We start from the raw sequence: 19,632 nt of genomic DNA, 5'->3' as shown, positions 1-19,632 counted from the left end.
TCCGTCTCGACGCAGCAAGTGGCATATGCAGAGGGCCTATGACTCCGTCGAGTAGCGGGCCAGCTGGCTTTCCGCCACCGTGGCGAAGACGGCGACATCGCCGTAGGCCCGGGCGGACAGCATTGCCCCATGAATGCTTGCCATGAGAACCTCCGCCTCGACTTGCGGGCCATTCGCGGACCGGACGGTTCCCTCGCGCATCCCCTGCTCCAGCACCGATGCCATCCACCCCGACAGAAAGCGGAAATATGCGCGTACTTCCACCGCGATTTCCGCTGGCAGGACTGGCAACTCCCCGGCCAGCAGTGCGCAGATACAAAACGGCGCACTCAGGTCGCTGATGCACTGTTCCCAGTACCCCACATACGCGCGCAGCTGTCCCATGGCATCGGGAATGGCGTGGCGTAGATTGCCGAGCCCTTCTTCGGTTGCCTGGCGGTGCTGCACGACGAGCGCCTTGACCAAGTCGACCTTGTTCGGGAAATGGTGATGGATGCTGGCTTTGCGTATGCCGACCACGTCGGCGATGTCCGCATAGCTGAAAGCGTTGTAGCCGCCTGCGACGATGAGGCCGCGCGCGCACGCCAGGATTTCTTCGGAAGTGTTCGACAATTTTGCCATGGACGAAGCCTACCTTCTGGTAGGTTGGCTGTCAACTGGCTGTTATCGGCGCAGCGATGGCACCCATATCCGAATGCGCCGACTACATTTATATATGTAGTCGCGGTACATAATGCCATTTCGACGACTGTATGGAAAATACAACTTCTAACGCCAGCAGAGGATAGAAGCCGCGTTTACCGTTTACGGCGCGTGTATTTTTGATACAGTTTCGTCAATCCGGATATCTAGTTTTAGTACAAACGGTCGAACCGCCAGTAGAGCGTGGCCAAAGCAGCACTTTTCGAAAACCATTGGAGACATCAATGCACGACCAAGTATCGTCCCGCAGTTCGCTTGCCTGCTTCCCGCTGCATCCCATTGCCACCGCCTGCGCAGTGCTCCTGTCGTTATCGAGTATCCCGGCAATGGCCCAGGATGCCGTTGCCGCAGCCGCCGCGCCAGCCACTACCACGAGCACAGGAGACGGCAGCATCGCCACGGTGAAGGTCTCGGGCATCCGCCGCGGCATCGAGGATGCCATCTCCGTGAAGAAAGACGCCACGTCCATCGTGGAATCGATTTCCGCCGAGGACATCGGCAAGCTGCCCGACACGAGCATCGCGGAATCCATCGCGCGCCTGCCGGGCCTGGCCGCCCAGCGCGTGGCGGGACGGGCACAGGTGATCAGCGTGCGCGGCCTGTCGCCCGACTTCGCCACCACCCTGCTGAACGGCCGCGAGCAGGTGAGCACGGGCGACAACCGCAGCGTGGAGTTCGACCAGTACCCGTCGGAGCTGCTGAGCGCGGTCACCGTGCACAAGACGCCGGATGCCGGCCTGGTGGGCCAGGGCCTGTCCGGCACGATCGACATGCAGACCGTGCGGCCGCTGTCGTTCCCCGGGCGCACGATTTCGTTCAACGTGCGGGGCGAGAAAAACTCGCTGGGCAAGATCGCCGATGCGAAGGACCATGGCCACCGCGTCAGCGCCAGCTACATCGATCAATTCGCCAACCGCACCATCGGCGTGGCGCTGGGCGTGGCGAACATGGAGTCGCCGATCCTGGACAATGAAACCGGCACCTACGAACCGTTCGACCAGACGCGCATTTCCGGCGTGCCGGCCGGCACCTACGTCACGGCCGGTGTCAAGGCGCTGGCGAAAAGCGGCCGCCTGACCCGCACCGGCGTGATCGGCGTGCTGGAATACCGCCCGAGCCGCATGTGGACCAGTACCCTCGATGTCTTCGCGTCGAACTTCAAGCAGGTCGACACGAACAACCAGTTCGAAGTCAACCTGGGCGGCTTCAACGGCAACAACAACCCGATCGGCTTCAACTACGCGAGCACCAATATCGTCGACAACACGCTGATCGGCGGGACCGCCACGGGCGCCTATCCCCTGGTGCGCGGCCAGCATAATCACCGCGAAGACCGGATCCGCACCGCCGGCTGGGGCAACCGCTTCAATTTCGGTGACTGGTCGCTGGTCGTCGATGCCAACTATTCGCAGGCCAAGCGCGACGAGACTTACCTGGAGAACAACCTGCAATTGCAGACCGCGGATGGCGGCGCGTTCAACGATCCGCTGATGACGGTCGGCTGGCGCACCGGCCAGTTCGCACACCTGTCCGGCCAGCTCGACTACAGCAACCCGGCCATCCTGCATACAGGCAATTCGATCTATGGCTATGGCAAGACCTACTCGCCGCACCTGAAGGACCGGCTGGCGAGCCTGAAGGTAGCGGCAAACCTGCCGGCGCCGGCGGCAATTGAAAACTACCTTTCCGGCTTCGACGTCGGCGTCAACTACAGCGACCGCACCAAGACCAAGCGCCAGCCCGAAGGCCAGCTGTTCGCCAAGGGCACGCCGACGATTTCCAGCGACCTGCTGTACGCGCCGGTCGACCTGGGATTTGCCGGCGCCGGCATCGTGCCATCCTGGAATGTGCCGGCGGTGATCGCCAAGTACTTCGACCCGATCAACTACAGCCTGGCAAACAATGCCGGCACGATCAGCCGGGCGTGGGACGTCACGGAGAAAATCACGACAGCCTTCGCCCGCGCCAATATCGACAGCGAGATCGGTGGCTATCCCGTGCGCGGCAATATCGGTGCGCAGATCATCCGCACCGACCAGTCGTCGGAATCGCTGTACGCCGATGCGGCGGGCGTGGCCCACCCGATCGAAAGCGGCAAGAAGTACACCGACGTGCTGCCGAGCATGAACCTGGCGATCAGCCTGGACGACAGCCAGACCCTGCGCTTCTCGCTGGCGAAGCAGATCGCCCGCCCCCGCGTGGACCAGCTCAACGCGGGCTTCAACTTCAGCGTTGCCAGCGGTACCCGCCTGCCGAATGGCAGTGGCGGCAACAGCAAGCTCGATCCATGGCGCGCCAAGGCATTCGATGTTTCGTATGAAAAGTATTTCGACAAGAAGGGCTATGTCGCGCTGGCCGGTTTCTACAAGAAACTGGACACGTATATCTACACCTTCTCGGAAACGCGCGATTTCTCGCAATTCACACCGGGCACGAACGCCATTTCCAACTTCGGCCAGTACACCACATCGTACAACGGCGATGGCGGCATCTTGAAAGGTGCCGAACTGACCGTGTCGGTGCCGCTGGAACTGCTGACGCCGGCGCTGGATGGCTTTGGCGTGCTGGCCAGCTCCTCCTGGACGGAAAGCGGCATCGACATCAAGGAAGTCAATTCGGCGATCGGCAAAATCCAGCTGCCGGGCCTGTCCCGCAATGTTTCGAACATCACGCTCTACTATGAAAAGGCGGGATTCTCGACACGCGTCAGCGGCCGCCGCCGTTCCGATTATGTGGGCGAGATCGGCAATTTCGCCGGCGACCGCCAGCTGCGCTTCGTGCACGACGCCCCGACGGTGGACGCGCAGGTGGGCTACACCTTCAACGACGGCCGCTACAAGGGCCTGGGTCTGCTGCTGCAGGTGAATAACCTGAACAATGCCGCGTATGAAACCTATGCGAACCGCAAGGATCGCCAGCTGGAATATGCCAAGTATGGCCGCACCGTGCTGTTCGGTGTGAACTACAAGTTCTGACGGACACCCATCGTCCAAGGACGCCGGCGCGACAGTGCCGGTTTGGGCCCTGCGGGCTTGCTGCCTGCAGGGCCATTTTTTTTTGCGCTTGGGAGTGTTCTTCGTGATGGTTCACGCAAGAAACATGCGGCAGCGCAATCCGGTTCTATACGGGTTTCGATGTAATCGGCATCGGTGCCATGCGAGCCAGTGTCAGTTCTTGAACCTTGAAAGCGCCAGATCAGCCGGCCTCCGAAGCCATTGCAGACCAGGGCCAGCGCAGCCTAGCGGCGTTGCCGTCATTCGCAGCGATGCCGAGCATGGGCCGACGATGGATGCTGCCGTCGCCATGTTTCACGCTGGAGTACCGGGTTCAAATCAAAGCTGGGAAGGGGCAGGACTGCAACATGACGAGTGACCTTGGATTGATCGCGAGCTAGAAGTTCGAGAAAACGACCAGCTTTCCTTCAGGATACCGTCCATCCCATCCGCAAGGAAACCCGTCGTGCAGATATACATCCAGAATAGTCTTCCAGATATCGGGAAAATACTCATTGGAATAGCAGTTCAGTATTATTCTCATATCCCGGATCATCAGTTCATGCAACAGGCAAGGTCCTTGCGTAAGTTTTATATCGGCACCATTGAAGTTCTTTGCTTCGATGCCAAAGTACCTGTTCTTGTGCAGATTGTGGTCGATCCAGCTGCTCCAGTCGAAACTCTCCGGGAACACCGCTTCTGAATCTGTAACCGTCTCCCATTCGTCGAAATCATCAAACGAATCGTCCGACGCATATTTAAACGCAGCTTTACCATCCTGAATAATTAATTTATTCGATCCATCTCCACTATATGGTTTCGTGAAGTAAGCATCTCTGTCCAAATATTCAATGAATGGCGCGGCTACTACAACCAGATCTTTCCAGTGTTTCCTCATGTACACTCCAAAAGTGCCACACAATCTAGTGCGATTTCGTTTGGCAAGTAAGCATCACGCAACACTTCGACCATTGCGCCGTCGTCCGCACTTACGCAGCAGCGCTTCGTCAAGCACGCATGGTCGTGCCGTCTCGATAGTGATGCCACCGCCATCACGCACGCCAGGCAAGACTGTGGCAACGGTCGCGGGACAGGTCGAGGAGGTTTCGGCATGGCGTTCACACCATCGTTACTCTGCGGCGGCAGTCCCGGCACTGAAGATAGATTACAGGTGCTGCCGTCTCGCCAGGTCAGCGTGAACTGCGTGTCATATCGCGGCGCGCGGATAACACCCTCGCCGCAAAGGGCGTGCTGCTCGCCGGGTGTCAGCGCCGCTTACAAAGTGCGATGTTACTGGCTTCCTGATAGACCAGGCTCCTGCGCTGCGACAAAGGGAGCGTGCAAGCGGCCAACTCAACCGCGCCGCCAGTGGATTAACGGATGACGTTCGCCCAGTCCACTATTTTCCCTGCAAGATACTTATCTTCCGATTGCTTTTCCTTTTCGGAAGAAACTCTCGTATCTGCTTCAATCTCATCTTCTTCCGAATCGCTGAGTACCATTGCAAGCCCTCCCAAAGCGTTCAGATAGTCGTTTGCAGCTTCGTATCGAAACGACTCAAGCGCCTCTTCCAATATGTGCTGGATCGACAAAGAATGCCCTTCCTGCAGGTACAATATCAGGCAAGACAAAGCGTAATAACCCCGGTTGACTAAAGATTCTTCAAACCCAGCATCTTGCTCATCGACTATCAATCGCTCTATTTTTCGATCGATTTTTGTCAGTGCAACCCTGTTTTTCTGCCCTCGTAACACGAGCCAAAGATCTTCGACAAAAAGCGAAATCTCAGCAGGCACGGTTAACTTTCTGGATTCCAGATTCAACAGAAGCCTGCCGATGCACTTGAGTGCCACATATAACTCTGTTTCTCTGAAAATCATTGTTTTCTCGATGAGTAGGCAAGCAGTAGGCAGACGGCATCTGCTTCTAAATCTGCTTGCTGATGCAACCCGGCATTCGGTAGATAATTCAATACATATACCTCAAGTACAGGAATCTATTCTTTAGTGCTCCTAAAACTGGAGAGCATTTCTTCGAGCTTCTCCGCGATGCCTTCAGTCCGACCGTGCTTGATCTGTAGTCGAATCCTTTTCAATGTCGCATCGGTATCCATCAATTACCCTCCCATCAATAGCGTCTCGATGATCTAATATACCTGTCTTAATCACCCGTCTTCATATCGGTCGCCTTCCGCACTCCGTTTTGTAAAGCGGTAATTTGTTAAGCCGCAGCGTGTGGTCGAGGTTATTCTGCCTAGGTAGAGAACACGATTCGTCGTCGCCGTTGACGAGTTCCATCACGCGCAGCGTCCAGCACACTGCCGTCCGGATCCGTCACGCGCGTGGTGTCATCGTTTAGATAGGCAATGGCCACTTCGTTGCGGCCAAAATTTATAGACTTTTCCTTCTCCAAATATCGACGCCAGAAGTTACTGCACAGAGTTTACGCTCGCTATCGTATTCAAATCTATAATTAGCTTGCACATCGAAAGGCGCAGTTGCCATTGATGCTGCACTAACCAGACCCTCGCTGTCGCAATAATATATAATTATTGTATAAGAATTTCGACTCCCTACGCCTACGCAGACTTTGATGCCAAGACTGTAATTAAATATTTGCTTCACCCCTATCAATTCAGGCTGCTTTAGGGAAGAATGCAAACTATTATTATAAATTCTTATAGATGAGCTATCGATTACATCAGAACCATGCGAAAAGAAAGTTGCGACTATGGGAGTACTGGCTGGCTTGGAAGGATCTATAGTTACCACGTGCGCACCATTTTTAAACCCAGAGCTATAGGCACCCTTCAGCCTCGCCTCAAAAGGGTCGCGAAAACTTCTTTTCAGCAACCTTCCACCATCAAAACCGCTCATCTCAGAAGTATAAGGTGGCTGATCAAATATTGGACCAGTTGAATACTTCCACTCATCAATGACATCAATCAATGTAGAATACTTCTGTAAAGAAGACTTATCTTCCTTCTTGCGCATAAAACTATCACGAAGTTCGTCGCGCTTTTCCAGCAACTCGATATTGTCAAATATATTTGTCATGTTACCGCCACCTTTCTTGGCCGACAGCTCGGCGGGCTGCGAGATCGAACCGGCTTGTCTTTTCGGAAGATATTCTGAACGCTCTCCGATCAGGCGCTTACTGAGGGCAAAGTCCTCGACGGCGCGGGCCGCCATGTCCGGGACTTTATTTCTTGCATATTATTGAATGAATCCATAGAAACTATACAGTTAATATGTGTAAAAGAATGGCATTTGGTCAGTTTCAACAATATAGTCGTCCTCGTCACTACTGCACCAAATCTCGAATTGATTCCCAACAGGGTCGAAAAGGCGGGCATAGTAACCACCAGGATGCCTGCATGCCATATCAAAGAGGGCACCCCGCTTATACGCCGCCAAGCAAAACGACAAGAAATTCCTTTGCACTTCAAACGAAAAATGAGGCAGTTGCTTTCTCGCAGTGGAGAGTGGCTCATCCTCACTACTAGCGTTCATTATAAGTAGCGCAATGGAATCATTCTCAATTGGCAGAAATAGTAACCCATCACCCTCTTTACACAATAATGCATTAAGGTAATAAAGCTTAACCTCGTCATGGTTTTCACTATTAACGGGAATTATAATATTAACGGTTGCCATAGCGACATAAGACCTTACTAGGTGGTCAATTGCTTGCCGTCATCCGTGCGGACGCGCAGCAGCACTTCGCCGGGTGTGCCTGATGTTGCCGCTCGATGGTGATGCCGGTGCCATCGCGCTCGGCGCGCCGGTGAGGTGGAAACGCTGGGTGAGCGCCGGTGCGCGGGGCTTCAGCATGGCGTTCACGCCCTAGTAGCATGCCGCAACTAGTCGTCGCCGCGCAGCACAACGATGTCAATGCCGCCGTCGCGCCAGGTCATCGTGAAATGCGTATTATGGGTGTCGGGACGCAGGACAAAAACTTTTGCCGCGCCGGTCGTGCTTCTGTCCAGGAACAGTCGGGCGTCATAAGAAGCCTAATACCGAAAGAAGAATGGCATTTCCTCAGAACTAACTTCATTATTGTCTTCATCGAAGTTATCACAGAATATCTCAAATTGATTTCCAGCAGGATCGCAAATTCTTGCAAAATATCCGCCTGGGGTCTCACATGCCATATCAAATATCGCCCCCTTCTTATAGAGTGCTAGGCAGTAGGACAGAAAGTTGCTTTGTATTTTGTAAGAGAAACTCATATAACGCTTCCCCGAAGGAAAAAAACGCCTCTCTTGCTCCGTTATCCTTTTCAATTTTATTGAAACGGAAGAAACTTCTAAGGGCAGGAAAAATAGTTCACCAATTTCGACGAACGATAATATATCGCGATAATACATCCGCGCCTCGTCGTAATTATCAACTGGCAAAATTATTTGCCCACGCGGAGGGGCTTGCATACGCACCTTGCCTTCAATGACATTTGTGTCCCTCTTTATTTCACTCGAGAAAAGGCGAGACGGCTCAATAACTAGATTCAGCGCTTCAGAGATTTTCTTATATTCAAGTACGTCGATATCGTCATCAAAGCTCATGCACGAAATTTCGAACACATTATCAGCTGGATCGCGAACGCGTGCGTAGTAGCCCTCTTCATGCTTAAAAACCTCATCAATCAAACCACCATTTTGATATATCACCCAGCAATAGGAAAGGAAATTTTTCTCCAACTCATATGCGAATATTGGGAAATTCTTCTTTGGCGGATAGCGCTGCATAGACTCCCAGGTAACGGCCATTACCTGAAGAGAGATAGGGGGATCTTCAACAGGAAGCAAGAACTCCCCTTCATCCTCGAAGAATAACATAATGTCACGATAATATGCTTTGACTTCAGCGATATTTTCAACAGGAATGATTATATTAACGGCTGTCATAATTGACACAAGAGCTACGGAAATTCATCTCTTGCATATTACTGAATGAATCCCATAGGAAATGTAAAGTCACTATGTATAAAAAAACGACATTTGATCTATCTCAACAATGTGGTCGTCCTCGTGCACGCGCAGCAGCACTTCGCCGGGGCGTGCCTGGTGGTGCCGCTCGATGGTGATGCCGATGCCATCGGCCGTCGCCGCCCTGCACGAACGTATAGGTGCTGCCGTCGCGTCAGGTCAGCGTGAAGTGCGTGTCGCAGTCGCGGCGTAGCACAAAACCTTCGGCGCGGTGGTCATGCTGCTGGCCCGGTGCCAGCGCCGGCAAAATAGAGCGTGCCGCGAAGGCTCAAGTTTCGATCTTAAATTAAAGCGATAGAGGCAGTTCCGCCATTGAGGCGTTGAATTTTATTTCGAAATACTCTAGATAGGACATCGGTCAAACTTCGCCCTGCTATTCATAATCACTGACGCCATTACGCAAAAATTCAATCCCTTTTATCGCAGCCCTATTGCATGCTTGTACAAGATCCTCCGAAACAACAATGGTTTCAAGGTCTTCCTTACACCTTACAATATCGTGTGATTCCAAACTATTCTCAATGAACTCGTATCGCGTAAAGCTTTTCGGGCCTCCTGGATCACTTTTTATAAGCGGCTTATAGATGGATTTTTTCATGTCAATACAAGCAACTGAATGCAAAATATTCGCTATATAAAATCTGTTGATTTTTTTGTTATTTATAAATACAGTAGCCTCAATAAGCTGCACATCATTTGGAGCAAAGGCTCGTATCAGTTCGGCAAACTTAGGGCTTATAAAATCTCCCCCATCTGACATGAAGAAGTCATGCTCCATTAATCGATCGATGCCGATTTTTCCATTCAGCCTAAATGTGGGTTGCAGGCTTAAGTCCCCGACAAGCCTCGCTGATTTAAACGAGAGATAGTTTGGTGAGCCGGCATGATCATATTTGAAATAATAGTTATCCGGGTAATCATCACTAACCGATAAAACGTAATACATTGCAATTCTCCTATGCCGCTGCCATCGCGCTCGGCGCGCCGCGACAAGTAAAAGCGTTGCGTGCGCGCCGGCTCGCGGGGCTTGAGCATGGCGTTCACGCCGTCGTAGCCGTGCGGCAGCCAGCCGTCGCAACCGAGGATGAAGGTGTCGTTGCTGCCGTCGCGGCAGGTCAGCGTGAACTGCGTGTCGCTGTCGCGTCGCAGGTCAGATCGATTCCGACGAAGCCCCGAATCGCTTGGCTATCGTAGATGGCGTCTTCAATGCCTTCGTCGGACAAGCCAAAGCACTGCTGGACGATGTACATGCGCAGCATGCGCTCCAAGCCCATCGGCGGGCGCCCACGTCCATCGCCCCTGGAATAATACGGCAGCAAGGCGGCAACCAATGCCGCCCAAGGAGTGATGGCCTCGATTTCAGCGAGGACCCGCTCGCGGCGTGTGCGTTTCTTCTTGCCAGCGAACTCGACGTCGGAAAAGCTCGATTGCTTCACCATCAGGGGAGCAGAACAGGGATGTGTCATTGTGCCAGTACGGCAGCATGCCGGGGTAGCAAGATGGCGCTTAATCAGTGCTTCCCTAGGAATCGCAAGCGAGCATTTTTCGCACTTCGCTCTCTTTATTCGTACTCTCTCACTCCATTACGCAAAAAATCAACTCCTTTTATCCCATGGCTTATGCACGCTTGCTTAAAATCCTCCGATACAACAATGGTTCGAGGACTCTCTTTACACCGAACAATTTTATGCGACTTTAAACTATTTTCAATGAATTCATATCGTATGAATTTTTTTGGCCCCTCTGGATCTTTTTTGATAAGTGGCTTGTAAGTAGAATTCCCCATATCAACACAAGAAACCAAGTTTTTAATATTTGCTATATAATATTCCTCAATTCTTGTTTTGTTTAAATAAACCTCAGCCTCTATGAGCTGCACATCATTTTGAGCAATATTTCTTATTAATTCAGCAAATTTTGAACTTATAAAATACCCTCCATCTGATACTAAAAAATCAAACCCAATTAATCCATTAGCGCTAATTTTTTTATTTAGAATAAATACGGGCTTCGCGCCCACCTCCTTAATCACCGACCCCGATTGAAACGAGAGATAGTCTGGCGAATTAACATGGTCATATTCGAACCAATAATTATCCGGGTAATCATCACTAACCGATAAAACATAATACATTTCACCCCCCTATAGCAAACATGAATTAGAGCGTTTCGAATTCTTGTTCAGCATGATTTCACCACGCCTAAGTTGAACGCGCTTTTCCGTGATTAGGTCTTCTATTGCACTTTTGTACTGTGCTTGCCCCCAACCGCTCTCTCGACCCCTCATATCGATATCAGTTAGCTCCTCCGCTATTACAACACTATATCCGGGATGCGATCCTTTATGCACAGTCCGGGTAGGATGATTTTTCTCATCACAAGGCAAGTATATGATGTTTTTAGGATCATGAATGTTTATACCAGACTTTTGCATTGCAGGATGCTTTTGCCACTGCTGCGGTATAACATGGTGTTTCTGCATGCCCGGAATATTAGGCATATTATTATAGTTCCATCCGCTCGCAGGGCGTGCCTTGCCAGCTGCTAAGCCAAGTGGATCCGCCCATAACGTTGGATTCGGTGCATAAATATATGAGTTTTCCCCGCCAAGCAGTCCAATCGGATCTTGCGTGACATACCGGGCCGAGTCGGGATCGTAATACCTATGACGATTATAGAAGAGCCTGGTTTCCGAGTCCTCGTATTGACCTTGAAACCTCAGTGGCTGGTCTACATGCTGAACAAATTTCTGAGATAGGCGTCCCCAAGTTCGATATCGCGCCGTCCAAGCAGCTGTGCCGTTTTCGCCAATCAGCTCCTGCGCAGTGCCCATATAATCACATTGGTAGTGCAGAATGTGGTCGCTTGGGGCATGATTTTTAGCATCAACTAATATTTTCTGCCAGTTTTTTCGGTGGCAATTCTCGTGTTCCAATTGCGTATGCAGCCGCCAAATTCTGACATGCGTATCCTGTATCGCTTGGCCATCCAAAAACTGACCGTCCCCGATTCGCTGTATATTTATATCTGAAGGATGGTAAGTCTCACCACCACCTACCGACTCCACCCGCGCTAACGGCACAAAACTATCCGGCTCATAAATATACGTAACCGTCTTATCAGCCAACACCTCCTGCACCATCACATCGCCATCCCACACGAACAGCGTGAGCTTGCCCGTATGCGCCTGCCCAACAGGCGGCGGCTCCTCCCCTTCCACCCACCGCTGCTCATCGACCCGCTTTGCAATACGCCGCCCGAACGCATCGTAGCTGTACCGCGCAACGACACGAGAGTTGGGGAAGCTGCGAACAGCCGTCGTCAGCCGATTGTCGGCATCGTAAGAGAACGTCAGCACGCCTTCTTCATTCGCCGTCGCGGCGAGGCGTGGCCGCTTGACGACTGTATTGCCCTGCACATCGTATTCGTACGCATACCCCATGTACTGCAACAGCAGGTTATGCGTCACCTTAGCCAGCCGCGCGGGTGGTCGGGTGCCAGGTGAAGGCTGCTCATCGAGCTCACGCAATACCTGGCGCGTATCGATCGGGGCGGATGCGGGCGCCGATGCAGACGCCGCTGCAGGTCCCGGATCGAGCAAATTACCCGCCGGATCAAACGCAAACGTTTCCGTCAGCCCAGGCTGCACGGCCGACAGCAACTGCCCCAGCGGATCGTAGGTGTAGCGGATGCTGCCGCGCACCTTGTCATCGATATGCACCAGGTTGCCGGTCGCGTCGTATTCGTAAAGACGCTCGCGCAGCCGCTTCGAACCCAGGTCAAGACTAAAGCCGCTTAGCCGCGACTGCGGATCGTAGCTGCGGCGCTCCGTCAGCCGTTCGCGGCCGCTGCCCAGTTCGCGCACGGTTTCGCGGTGCAGGTGATCCCGCTCCAGATCCACCAGCGTCCTCCCCTGCCACAGCGTGCCATGCCAGTGCCCGCTGCCGTAGCGCAGCGTGTCGATGCGCCGGCCATTGGGCAGGATGGTCTGGATGCGGTTGCCCAGTTCATCGTACGCATGCGTCATCGTGAACGCGGCAATGGGTTCGACTTCCTGTCCAGGCAATAGTGCCGGCCCGGGCGAATAGGCCGCACGTTCGTCGATCAGTTGCCCGACCGGGTCGTACATGAAGCGGTGCTCGGCCTCGCGCGTAGAAGTGGCGATCAGGCGGCCCAGCGCATCGTAGGCGTAGCGCACGGCGCCATCGGCATTGCTCTTGGCCAGCAGGCGACCGAGGGCATCGCGTGCGAAATCCGTGCGTACGCCGGCACATTCGCTGGCCATCAGGTGGCCGGCGTTGCTGTAGATGTATTTGGTGACCTTGCCGTCGAAACCGGTCTCGCTGGTCAGGCGGCCTTCGGCGTCGTAGGTGAAGAAGTACGATTCGTCGTTGCCGTTGACGAGTTCCGTCACGCGCAGCGCCTTGTCGTACCGATACCCCAGCGTCTGTTCCTTGGCATCGATGCGCTCCACCAGCAGCCCGTGGCCATCGTAGCGATAGCGCATGCGCTGGCCCTTGCCATCGATATGCGCCAGCAGGTTGCTGTCGGCGTCGTAATCGAAACCTTCCGTCGTGCCGTCCGGGTGGACGACTTCGACCACCCGGCCCATCGTGTCGTAGCGATAGCGGGTGGTGTTGCCCATCGCATCGACCTGCTCGGCCAGGCGGCTCGCCTCGTCGTAGTGGTAGCGCGACGTGAAGCCCGAGCAGTCGGTGTATGAGGCGAGGCGGCCGGCGCTGTCGTAGGCCAGGCGTTTATTTCCGCCTTTGGCATCGGTCACCGTGTCGAGCCGGCCCTTGTCGTCGTAGGCGTAGCCGGTGCGCCGGCCCAGTGCATCGGTGCGCTCGACGAGCCGGCCAGCGGCGTCGTAGCGGCTGTGCGTGGCGTGGCCCAGGGCATCTATCACCGCGACCGGCAGGTTGTCGGGGCCGTAGCTGATGCGCGTGACGTGGCCCTGCGCATCGGTGACGGTGGTCAGATTGCCGGCGGCATCGTAGCCGTAGCGCGTTTCCGCGCCGTCGGCGTCGATGTCGGCCAGCAGCATGCCGTCGCGGTCCCATTCGCGACGGCCCAGCGGGCGCACGCTGCCGTCCGGGCCGATACGCCGCACGGAGGTGGCGAGCCAGCTGGCGTTGAAGGTGTATTCGAGCACGCCGCCGTCCGGCTCCGTCACGCGGGTGGTGTCTTCGTCCAGGTAGGCGATGGCCACTTCGTTGCGGCCGTCCGCCGTGGTGGTGCGTACGGCGCGCGCCTGGTAGCTGTTGTGCAGGGCGATGGGATTGCGCTCCGCGAGCCGCGCGTCGTCCAGCGTGGTGCCGGACCAGCGTTCGCGCAAGGCGGCAAGGCTGATCCAATGCAGGCCGTGGGCGAAACCGGAATACGTGGTGTAGCGCACCAGCAGGTGGTGTTCATACGCATAGGTGCGCGACTGGCCGGCGATGTTGAACTGCTCGACCAGGTCACAGCGCACTGGCAGTGCGTCGAACGAACCGGCGGCCGTATCTGCGGGCGGCACCACCGGCACGTCGGCCTCGTAGCGATAGCGCACGTGACACACACGGGTACCGTCGGCGAATACCTGGTCGACCTGGCCGATGCGTGGCGCGGCCGGGCGGTCCGCTTCCAGCTCGGCGGGGAGCCATGCGTCGCGCAGCGCTTCGATGACCATGCCATCGTCGGTGCGCACGCGCAGCAGCACTTCGTCCGGGCGTGCCTGCTGGAAGCGCTCGATGGTGATGCCGGTGCCATCGCGCTCGGCGCGCCGGGTGAGGTGGAAGCGCTGGGTGCGCACCGGATCACGGGGCTTCAGCATGGCGTTCACGCCATCGTAGCCATGCGGCAGCCAGCCGTCACAGCCCAGCACGAACGTGTCGGTGCTGCCGTCGCGCCAGGTCAGCGTGAACTGCATGTCGCTGTCGCGGCGCAGGACAAAGCCTTCGGCACGGTGGTCGTGCTGCTCGCCCGGCGCCAGCGCCGGCAGGCGCAGCGCGCGGCCGCTGGCTTCGTGGTAGATGGTGCCCTGCGCGCAGATGGACAGCGAACTGGTATGGGGTGTGGCCCAGCGCGCGCCCAGCAGGCCCCAGTCTTCCGTTTCCGAACCCGAGCGGTAGATGCGGGTCCAGTCCAGGGGCGTGGGGCCATCGAGCACGAAGTCCGTCTGCGGCAGGATTTCCTCGCCGGTGCCGAAGTGCACCGGGTGCGCGCTCTTGACGGGCTTGCCGCCGGGGGCGCCATCCTTCGGGCAGCAATCGGAAGGCTTGTCGTCCTTCGGCTTTTTCTGCTGCTTGGTCTTGCCGCCGTCGTGGCCATCCTTGTCGTTGCCGCCGCCCGCCTTGGCTGGTGGCTTCGCCGGCGCCGGGGTCGATCCGGGTTTGCCTTTGCCGCCGAACGGCAGCAATTTCATTATCCCGCCGCCGAAGCGTTTAATCCTGTTGAGTGCCAGGTTCTCTACGCCGCTGCTGGCTATACCCGCCGCCGTGCCGGCCCAGTCGGGCGTCTTGCCGGTCAGGATGAGATCCGCTGCCTGGTCGAGCACCGCGGCCGTGCTATCCAACGCATAACCACCGCTAAGCATCACGCCGCCGGTAGCTCCGCCGACTCCCGCAACCGTTCCCATCGCGGCCGCAACCGGCGCGCCCACCCCGGTAGCACCTACCGCCAAACCGGCCACGCCGGTTGCTGCGCTGGCCGTCATCAAGTCGCCGCCCTTGTCCATTCCGGCCTGGCCGATGTCGTGCATGTCGGCGGACACATTGTCCTTGTAGTACTGGGCCGCGTCCTTCGCGCCTTCCTTCAGCCAGTCGCCAAGGCGCTGCAGGCGGCTGCGCGGCGCCTGCACGCCCCGCTCGTAGATGCGGCCGATCGTGTTGCGGTTGTTCATCCACACGAAGCGCGATTCCTGCACCGTTTGCGTGCCGTTGGCGCCCTTGGTGGAGCTGTTGCCCAGGCTCTCCACTTTCTTCAGGTTGGTGCCGCTCTTGATGCCGCCCAACGTGCCCCGCTCGTCGCCTTTCACCGCCGGGATGAAGCTGCGCCCATGCAGGAAGGCCGGTTCGCCGTGCGTCTTCACATTGGCCGACACGGCTTGCGCATCGGCGAATTCGCCCGTGATCGTGTACGGGATCGGCACGACGGTACTGCCGACCGGGGTCTTGCAGATGTCGGGAAGCGTGCTGACGCAGTAGAAGCGCTTGGATTTCGTGACTGTTTCGTGGGCCATGGCGGTCTGGGAAATCAGGCGGGAACGGCGGGCTGGGTGTCGCCGGCGGTGTCTGCCGGCTCGTTCCAGAGGGCCAGGCGGTCCAGTTGTTCCGGCGTATGGGCATGCAGCAGGCGGGCGTCGGCGAACCGGCCATCGGCAACCAGGCAAAGCCGCCAGGTCAGTTCGACGGTGCCGGCCAGCGTGTCGATCAATACCGTATCGATGGCGAGCGGCATGGCGGCGACGGCGCCGTCCTCGCCAGCCGCCAGCGCGAACAGCGCTTGCGCCGGCAGGGTGAACGCCAGCACGCTGTTGCCATCGCCATCGATCCGCACGGATGGCGCATCGTGCGGCAGCATGTTGACGAGCGTGAAGCGCTCCTTGCCGGTGAGATGGTCGCATTGCTGGTCGGCCGGGGCGCCGTTCCAGTAGGCGAAGTCGAAGTCCGGCGGCAGGCGCGGCACATCGTCGGCATCCCACGCCGCGTTGCCGTCCACCGTGCCGGCGAGCTCCCGGCGCGGCAGCCATGCCCGGCCGACGAAGCCGAAACCGGCCGGCGTCAACCCGGCCTTGCCGCGGCAGGCCGCCCAGAACAGGTCGGCCGTGAAGGGCGCGCCGGGATAGCCGACCTGCGGCGCCGGAAGACTGGCTGGATTGGCGGCGTCCAGGTACCACGCGGGCGCGAAGCCCCGGCCCGCCGGGTTGGCCTGGCATGCGTCGTGGGCGGCCGGGGCAACCTCCATGTGCCCGTACTGCGCCTGCTGCGCGGCACTCAGGCGCCAGCGCTGCGGTACCCGTTCCGCGGCTGCGCTGTTGCCTTCCACGATGACCTGGCCGCCCTGGGCAACTTCATACCGCACCGGTACGCGCAGCGCGGGCGCGGGCTGGGTGAGCTTCCATGGGCTCGATCCGATCGCGCCCAGCGTGGCAGGCCGCAGCAGGCCAAGTGCTTTCGTGCGCCGGCGCAGCTGGCGGCTTCCCGTCACCTGCAGCACCTTGTCGATGAGCCGCCGGCCGGGAACCACTTGCCGTGCCGCCTGCTCGGCCTGGGCGCGCCAGCGCTGCTGGGCCGCCGGCGACACGGGCTGGAAAGGGTTGAGCGGGCGAGGCGGTTCCGGCGCCGGCAGCGGCTGGTCCGGGTATTGCACCCGCAGCGCGACCGGGAACGATGCCGCCGCACGGCCTCCCGGCGCGCAGGCATCGCCGACGACGATGACGTCGCAGCGCGGCTTATAGGGCGCCAGGTCGCTTTCCGCGCGCACGCTGCAATCGACGTCGTCGTCGTAGTGGCGGTCCTGCTGGTGCAGCGGCGCTGGGGAATCGAGCGGCACCAGCGTGGCCAGTCCATCGCTGCCGCACGGGCCGAGCGTGTAGCCGGTCTTGGCGGCGATCACGTGGAATGGCACGTCATGCTGGTCCAGCGTATCGAAGTGCAGGGCATCGAAATCCGTGTCGTTCCTGAACCGCAGGGACGGAAAATCCGGGAGGGCCGCCATGTCAGCCCTGCGGGTTGATGTCGACATCGTCGCCATGCACCTCGACCTTCTTCGAGCCGCGAATGATGACTTCCTTGCCCGAGATTTCGATGCGGCCATCGTTGCGCATCACGAAGGTGCTGTCGCCGACTTCGATCCTGAACTCCTCGCCGGCCGTAAACAAGATCTTCTGGCCCACCACCACCGTCTTCGACAGGCCCACCTCTTCCGCCTGCATCAGCGCGACGGTCGTGTTCATGCCCGCCCCCACCGAGGTCTGGTAGGCGCCGCCGATCGTGAGCATCTTCGCCAGCGCCACCGTTTCAGTCTTGACCTTGCCGATCACCACGTGGCGGCTGCCGCCGATGCTGACGTTTTCGTCCGCGCCCACGTCTTCCGTGCGGTTTTCGCCGATGCTGATGGTTTCATTCTTCGCCACGTCCTCGGTCCGGTTGGCGCCGATACTGATCTTTTCGTTGCGGCCCACCTGCTCGGTGCGGTCGCGCTTGATATGGCTGTTCTCGTCGCGGTCGATGGTCTTGCGGCGGTCGTTGCCCACCCATTTGTCCTCGTCATGCTCGACCTCGGTCAGCTGGTCCTTTTCCGCATGCAGCCACAGCTGCTCCGAGCCTTTCTTGTCCTCGAAGCGGATGGCGTTGGCGTTCTCGTAGGCGCCGCCCGGCGTGGAACGCGACAGGATGCCGCTCTGTGTCTTGTTGGCGGGCAGCGGCCACGGTGGCATGGTGTCGGCGTTGGGCACCATGCCGGTCAGGAGCGGGCGGTCCGGATTCCCGTCGAGGAACTGGATGATGACTTCCGAGCCGATGCGGGGCACCGATGTCATGCCGAAGTTCGCGCCGGACCACGCGGTGGCGACGCGCACCCAGGCCGAGCTCTTGTCATCGAACTGGCCCACGCGGTCCCAGTGGAACTGGACACGCACGCGGCCATACTCGTCGGTATAAATTTCCTCGCCGGGCGGCCCCACGACGATGGCCGTCTGCAGGCCGTAGATCTTCGGTTCGGTGCTGTTGTAGCCGCGGCCGGGGCGCCATGGCACCCGGATGCGGCTGCAGGTGATCCGGTTGGCGTAGTGGGATGCCGCATCGGAACCGTCTTGCAGGTTGTTGCTCGCGGTGTGATGCGCTTCCACGATCAGGAAGTCCAGGTCCGCCCCGAGCTCGGCATCGAAGTGCGTGCTCAGGGTGAACTTGCGGCCAGGCTGCGCGGTGCGATCGTTGCCGAATCCCTCGAAGGATTTACCGTTCGCCTCGATCTCCTCGGAGCGGATGCGCGCCTGGGCCTCGCCATCCGCGCGATCCTTGAAGCCGAACGCTCCGGCATAGGCATAGGATTCCATGCGCAGCACGTCGCCCTGTTCATTGATCGAGGGCAGGTCGACCGCGACCGGGCGCGGCTTCTTGAAATCAAAGCTCGACAGGGCCACGCTGGCGGGGACCAGGCGGCGTATCGAGGTCCATCCCGCCAGGCCGTCATCCTCGTTGCTGCCCGCTTCGCTCTGGAAGGGAATGTCCGTCCGGGCGCCTTCGATGGGCGGCGATTGCACGGAATCGTCCGACAGCACCAGGGTGTGCCCATCGGCGCTGTGCTCATACCGGTAATGCCAGCCCAGCTGCTCCCAGCGGCGGTGCAGGTAGTTATAATCGGATTCGTCGTACTGGCAGGCGAATGTCACTTCCGGATCGTCGCCGGTGATTTGCAATTGCGCGGTGGCCACCGGGTAATCGGCAAGGATCTCCTGCGTCTGCTCGGCAACCGTCATGTTGTGGAACAGGTAGTTATCGCGCCGCAGCCGCAGGTAGGCCATCCATGGCATCAGCACCATGTGGTAGAACACCAGTCCGCCATCGCTGCCATCCCGGCGGAATTCGAACACGTAACCGTTGAAGTAGCGCAGACTGCCGTCTTCGCGCACCAGCTCGACCGTTGCCATCTTGCCCTGCACATCCTTCAGGGCGATATTGGCATCGTTCGAGATCACTTCCACCACGAAGCGGAAATCGCGCGACAGGCCTTCCGTGGCGTCGAGCCGGTTGGCTAGCATCAGGGCATCCGGCCCGTCGGCGTTGGGGAAATCCAGGCGCAACAGGCGGTTGTGCTGGCGCAGCCTGCTCAACAGCTGGAATCCGGCGCCAAGTGCTCCGTTAACGTTCGTATCCATCGTGTCATGAATGTCCGGTTTGCCGCGCAGCGTGGACTGATTCGAAAAAGCACGCAGGCGCGTATGTTCAAAAGTACAGTGCGTTCAAA

The 19,632-nt window shown here is 57.7% G+C and carries 11 protein-coding genes and 1 pseudogene; 1 reads left to right on the top strand and 11 read right to left on the bottom strand.

The window, feature by feature from the left end; all coding sequences use genetic code 11:
• Positions 1–36: 36 nt before the first annotated feature.
• A complete protein-coding gene (locus tag EYF70_RS00560; protein WP_131143650.1) occupies positions 37–621 on the bottom strand; it encodes a TetR/AcrR family transcriptional regulator in 585 nt (194 codons plus the stop codon).
• Positions 622–926: 305 nt separating this feature from the next.
• Here EYF70_RS00560 and EYF70_RS00555 point away from each other — a divergent pair, with 305 nt between their 5' ends.
• Positions 927–3,677: a TonB-dependent receptor gene (locus EYF70_RS00555; protein ID WP_131143649.1), complete on the top strand. Its 2,751-nt coding sequence runs from the start codon at positions 927–929 to the stop codon at positions 3,675–3,677.
• A 415-nt stretch (positions 3,678–4,092) separates the two neighbouring features.
• Here EYF70_RS00555 and EYF70_RS00550 read toward each other — a convergent pair whose 3' ends face one another.
• From EYF70_RS00550 to EYF70_RS00505, 10 genes and pseudogenes are all read right to left on the bottom strand, one after another.
• Positions 4,093–4,593: a hypothetical protein gene (locus EYF70_RS00550; RefSeq protein ID WP_131143648.1), complete on the bottom strand. Its 501-nt coding sequence runs from the start codon at positions 4,591–4,593 to the stop codon at positions 4,093–4,095.
• A gap of 475 nt (positions 4,594–5,068) precedes the next feature.
• Positions 5,069–5,575: a hypothetical protein gene (locus EYF70_RS00545; protein WP_131143647.1), complete on the bottom strand. Its 507-nt coding sequence runs from the start codon at positions 5,573–5,575 to the stop codon at positions 5,069–5,071.
• A gap of 510 nt (positions 5,576–6,085) precedes the next feature.
• Complete coding sequence (locus tag EYF70_RS00540) at positions 6,086–6,886, bottom strand: hypothetical protein (protein WP_131143646.1); 801 nt, start codon at positions 6,884–6,886, stop codon at positions 6,086–6,088.
• A gap of 821 nt (positions 6,887–7,707) precedes the next feature.
• Positions 7,708–8,601, bottom strand: coding sequence for a VOC family protein (locus tag EYF70_RS00535; RefSeq protein ID WP_131143645.1), 894 nt, complete (start codon positions 8,599–8,601; stop codon positions 7,708–7,710).
• Positions 8,602–9,055: 454 nt separating this feature from the next.
• On the bottom strand, positions 9,056–9,628 hold the full coding sequence (locus EYF70_RS00530) for an imm11 family protein (RefSeq protein ID WP_131143644.1): 573 nt from the start codon (positions 9,626–9,628) through the stop codon (positions 9,056–9,058).
• Between the two features lie 205 nt (positions 9,629–9,833).
• Positions 9,834–10,121, bottom strand: a pseudogene (locus EYF70_RS00525) (transposase); the annotation flags it as partial.
• 122 nt (positions 10,122–10,243) lie between these two features.
• Positions 10,244–10,816: an imm11 family protein gene (locus EYF70_RS00520; RefSeq protein WP_371861696.1), complete on the bottom strand. Its 573-nt coding sequence runs from the start codon at positions 10,814–10,816 to the stop codon at positions 10,244–10,246.
• Between the two features lie 9 nt (positions 10,817–10,825).
• A complete protein-coding gene (locus EYF70_RS00515; RefSeq protein ID WP_131143642.1) occupies positions 10,826–15,904 on the bottom strand; it encodes a PAAR-like domain-containing protein in 5,079 nt (1,692 codons plus the stop codon).
• A gap of 14 nt (positions 15,905–15,918) precedes the next feature.
• Complete coding sequence (locus tag EYF70_RS00510) at positions 15,919–17,382, bottom strand: DUF2169 family type VI secretion system accessory protein (protein ID WP_165497540.1); 1,464 nt, start codon at positions 17,380–17,382, stop codon at positions 15,919–15,921.
• A 1-nt stretch (position 17,383) separates the two neighbouring features.
• Positions 17,384–19,543: a type VI secretion system Vgr family protein gene (locus EYF70_RS00505; RefSeq protein WP_229420646.1), complete on the bottom strand. Its 2,160-nt coding sequence runs from the start codon at positions 19,541–19,543 to the stop codon at positions 17,384–17,386.
• Positions 19,544–19,632 lie beyond the last annotated feature (89 nt).

Source organism: Pseudoduganella albidiflava (genome assembly GCF_004322755.1).
In the GTDB taxonomy this organism is placed as follows: domain Bacteria; phylum Pseudomonadota; class Gammaproteobacteria; order Burkholderiales; family Burkholderiaceae_D; genus Rugamonas; species Rugamonas albidiflava.
This window is presented reverse-complemented; position numbering and strand designations above follow the sequence as displayed.